The organism is Collimonas sp. (genome assembly GCF_044339385.1).
Taxonomy (GTDB): Bacteria; Pseudomonadota; Gammaproteobacteria; order Burkholderiales; family Burkholderiaceae_D; genus Collimonas.
This window is the reverse complement of the sequence record NZ_JBIIVN010000188.1, coordinates 1-4,387: the sequence shown is the minus strand read 5'-3', so window position 1 is coordinate 4,387 and position 4,387 is coordinate 1. Positions and strand designations below refer to the sequence as shown.

3 protein-coding genes, 1 tRNA gene and 1 pseudogene are annotated in these 4,387 nt (G+C 55.1%); all 5 read left to right on the top strand.

Annotated features, from left to right (window positions below; genetic code table 11):
• Positions 1-109: 109 nt before the first annotated feature.
• A pseudogene (locus tag ACIQ0R_RS11505) lies at positions 110-328 on the top strand (alpha/beta fold hydrolase); the annotation flags it as partial.
• Positions 329-381: 53 nt separating this feature from the next.
• Positions 382-732, top strand: a complete 351-nt coding sequence (locus tag ACIQ0R_RS11500) for a RidA family protein (RefSeq protein WP_395827486.1) — start codon at positions 382-384, stop codon at positions 730-732.
• A gap of 18 nt (positions 733-750) precedes the next feature.
• Positions 751-3,018, top strand: coding sequence for a RelA/SpoT family protein (locus ACIQ0R_RS11495; protein ID WP_395827483.1), 2,268 nt, complete (start codon positions 751-753; stop codon positions 3,016-3,018).
• Positions 3,019-3,125: 107 nt separating this feature from the next.
• Positions 3,126-3,200: transfer RNA gene (locus ACIQ0R_RS11490), tRNA-Val, on the top strand.
• A gap of 586 nt (positions 3,201-3,786) precedes the next feature.
• A complete protein-coding gene (locus ACIQ0R_RS11485) occupies positions 3,787-4,236 on the top strand; it encodes a hypothetical protein (protein WP_395827480.1) in 450 nt (149 codons plus the stop codon).
• Positions 4,237-4,387: the final 151 nt, after the last annotated feature.

Here is a 4,387-nt window from a genome sequence, read left to right as displayed (position 1 = left end):
GCACGGCTAGCTCCTTGAACTCCGCCGTGTACATCTGTTTTGGTATCTTCTTCATTGCTGGTCTTTCCAAAGGATCGTTGATTTTACGTTACCTATGGAAGACTAAATTTCGGGGGAAGCTCAGTTGTGGGCCGCCTATAATGCGATCAGTTGCCCGACGTTGCTGTTGCGCGGCGCGCAATCCGATCTGTTGTCGCCAGAAGTGGCGCAGCTCATGACGCAATGCGGCCCCAAGGCGAAACTGGTTGAGTTAGCGGACGTCGGTCACGCCCCGACCCTGCTGCATATCGATCAAATTGAAGTCGTCACTGAGTTCTTGCTAGGCTGATTCGTTGCTGTTGGTTCAAAATTATTCAAGATAATTTAAGAGGAGATGTAGTCATGACAATCCAGCGCTTGCATGTGGGGAAACGGCTCTCGGAAGTCGCCATTCGTAACGGCACCGTCTACCTTGCCGGCCAACTGGCCGAAGATACAACCCAAAATATCGAAGGCCAGACTCGTGAAACATTGGGGCACATAGACCGCTTGCTGGCAGAAGCTGGCAGCGACAAGCATCACATCCTGTCGTGTCAGATTTATCTGGCCGACGTCAAGGATTTCGATGGCATGAATGCCGTTTGGGACGAGTGGGTTGCGGCTGGTAACTCGCCGCCGCGGGCGACTGTCGAGGCTAAGTTGGCGCGCTCAGAAATCCTGATCGAGATCGTTGTGGTCGCGGCACAGAAATAAAGAAAACGCATACATAAAATGGTTTCGCTCACAGCAACGCAACGCGCCTCGCAGATTCAGCTCTGCACCACCGGTCTCAGCCCCGCCGATAGCGCGCGGGTACTGGATGCACTGGCGTTCGTCGAGCCGCTGTATGCTGACAATGTCATCACGACCGGTCAGAGTTCGCTCGATTTTTCGCAGGGTGTGGCTAGCATACTGGCGCTGCTCGACGCCGATGTCGAAACCCGCATCGCCGGCCTGCTGTTTGAGTTGCCGCTGATTGATGCGCGTTATTCTGACGCCATTGAACAACGCTTTGGCAAGGAAATTGCAGATCTGGTCGGTGGTATTCGACAACTGATGCGATTGCACGGTTTTACCTTTGGCTTGCCGCAAGAGGTCATGCGTGGCAAGAACGCTGCGCAACAGGCCGCCAGTCAGGTTGAGACTTTGCGCAAGATGCTGTTGGCGATGGCGACCGATATGCGTGTGGTGTTGGTCAGGTTGGCGTCGCGAATGACTGCATTGCGTTATTTTGCCGAAAACAAAATGGAAAATCCGCGCACCAGTCAGTACGCGCGTGAGACGCTCGACCTGTATGCGCCGCTGGCCAACCGGCTCGGTATCTGGCAGTTGAAATGGGAGCTGGAAGACCTGTCGTTCCGCTTCATTGATCCTGTCGCCTACAAGCGCATCGCCAAGATGCTGGAAGAGCGGCGCATCGAGCGCGAGAGTTTTGTCGACGCCGCCATTACACGACTACGCAGCGAATTGGCGGCAGCCGGCATCAAAGCCGAAGTCTCTGGCCGCCCCAAACATATCTACAGCATCTGGAACAAGATGAAAGGCAAGGAGCTCGATTTTTCCGAGCTTTACGATGTCCGTGCATTCCGTGTGATTGTCGACGACGTCAAGACTTGCTATACGGTGCTTGGCATCGTTCACAACATCTGGGTGCCGATCCCGAAAGAGTTTGACGACTACATCTCGCGCCCCAAGCAAAACGGCTACCAATCGCTGCATACGGTGGTGCTGGCGGATGACGAGCGGGCGCTGGAAGTGCAGATTCGCACCAATGAAATGCATCATTTCGCCGAATACGGCGTGGCGGCGCACTGGCGTTACAAAGAAGCTGGCGGCTCCAATTTTTCGGCGCAGAAGTACGATGAGAAAATCGCCTGGCTGCGCCAGTTACTCGCCTGGAAAAGTGAAGTGGTCGATGTTGTGGTCGAGCATGAAGACAGTCGTCGCGAGTGGCTGCAAAAGCTCAAGCAGGCTACGCTCAACGATCATATCTATGTGCTGACGCCGCAGGCGCGTGTGATTGAGTTGCCGAGCGGTGCCACACCGATCGATTTTGCGTATTACTTGCACACCGACGTCGGCCATCGTTGCCGTGGCGCGCGCGTCGACGGCACCATGGTGCCGCTCAACACGCCGTTGAAGAACGGTCAGACGGTGGAAATCATCACTGCCAAGAATTCGCCCGCCGGCGCTGGTCCGTCGCGTGACTGGCTGACGCCGGGTTACGCCGCAAGCGCCCGAACGCGCTCCAAGGTGCGTGCCTGGTTCAATGCCATCGAACAGCAGGAAACCTTGGCCACCGGCCGCACTTTGTTGGACAAGGCGCTGCAACGCGAAGGCAAGACCGCGGTCAACCTTGAAGAACTGGCGCGTAAGCTGGGGTTCGCCAAGCTGGAAGATCTGCTGCTGGCGTTAGGCAAGGATGAGTTCAGTTTGCGCCATGTCGAGCAGGCGCTGCATGACGACCCTGTGCTCAAGTCGGCCGAGCATGACAGTGAGATGGAGGAGGCCGCGATTACCCACAAGAGTCGCGCCTCCAGCGTGGTGCGCGGTGGTAAGTCTGGGGTCCTGGTGGTCGGCACCGACGGCTTGATGACGCAACTGGCCAAGTGCTGCAAGCCCGCGCCGCCGGATCCGATCGTCGGCTTCATCACGCGCGGCAAGGGTGTCTCTATCCATCGCGAAAACTGCAAGAATTTTGCTGAAATGCGCATCAAAGCGCCGGAGCGTGTGATCCTGACGACCTGGGGTGCGCAGGAAGCCGAAACCGTTTACCCGGTAGATATTTTCGTTCTCGCCAGCGACCGCCAAGGCTTGCTGCGCGATATTTCCGAAGTATTTTTGCGTGAAAAGATCAACGTCATCGGCGTCAGCACCCAAAGCGCCAAGGCGCATGCGCGGATGGCATTCACCGCCGAAATAGCTTCAACTGCCCAGTTGCAAAAGGCCTTGGCCGTAATCCGCGAGGTCAAGGGCGTACTCGAGGCAAAGCGTCAGTAAGGGGCGGCCGGAAATTCCGTCGCAATGGCGCTTCAAACAACGGTATTTGAGGGCGGCAGGCGGTAGCTTTATTTGCTGATAATTTTGTGTAATAATGTGGCCTCTCCGGGAGGTTAGCTCAGGGGTAGAGCGATCGCCTCACACGCGATAGGTCACAAGTTCGAAACTTGTACTTCCCACCATTCAAAGTTCAATATCCATGCTGGTTTCAGCCGAAAACGGGAAATTCGTTTTTGAGTTTGGGGTCAATTTGGGTGTAAACAGCCTCAAGGCGTCGCCTACGATCCTCATCTAGGCCGGCTCCAATCCATTTCCCGTAAGTCCGCATCACCATCGTCGCTTGAGTCGAATCGATCAGAATTATTCCGCCCTGAAGCTGTTGTATCTCGACGTAATAAACCCCTCGGTGACATCCTTATTGTTTATCCAATTTCAATTTGGGTTTTAACAGCATTTGCCGGCAATCGTGCCAACTCCCGCCGCAGCAGAGACCGTATTCGCTCGATCGGCAATGTGGCCTCCTGAGTCTAGACAACCGGGCTGCGGTTGCTTCTCCGGTGCCATCATGCGCGCCATCTGCGTTGCGGTAATGCGTGTAGCAATTCCTTACACTTTGGCGCTGAAGCCGGTAAACCTTTTCCGTTGCTGGCCGTTGACATGGCAAGCCAGGCAATTCTTCATCAACCTGCCAGCCAAGTATCTTTTTCGACCATACAGCCCGGGAGCAAGAAATTGAAATTGAAATTGAAATTGAAATTGAAATTGAAATTGAAATTATCCACCGTAGCCGTATTGTTTTCCGCTTTGCTGCCATTCGCCGCTCATGCTGATATTCCAGGTCAACATCCTGGGTATTTGCACGCGCTGACCGATCTGCGCGATGCGCGCTGGAACCTTGAGCATCGTCCTGGCGACGCTGCGGTAAGCGGCAACGAAGATCTCGCTATCAGCGAAATCGACCGTGCAATCGGAGAGGTCAAGAAAGGTGCGCGCGACGATGCAAAGAATCTGGGCGATCATCCTCATGAAGATGCCAACCTCGACCGTCCTGGCCGCCTGCACCACGCCGTTGAACTACTGCGCAAGGCGCATAACGATCTGGCGCAAGAGGAAGATAATCCTGAGGCGCGAGGCCTTAAGCATCGCGCTTTGGATCATGTCGATCGCGCAATTGATGCGGCTAAGCACGCGTTGCACGACGCTGGACATCCGCTCTGATTTGACGTGCTGCGATAAAAGTAGATAGTCCGCCCTGAACAATCCCATTTCCCAATAATTGTCTCAAGCCGTGACAGTCGCCATACGCCACATCGGCCAAAGCATTACCAGAAACGCAGCGCAAAAAAGCCGCAGCTTGCGCAGGATCAGG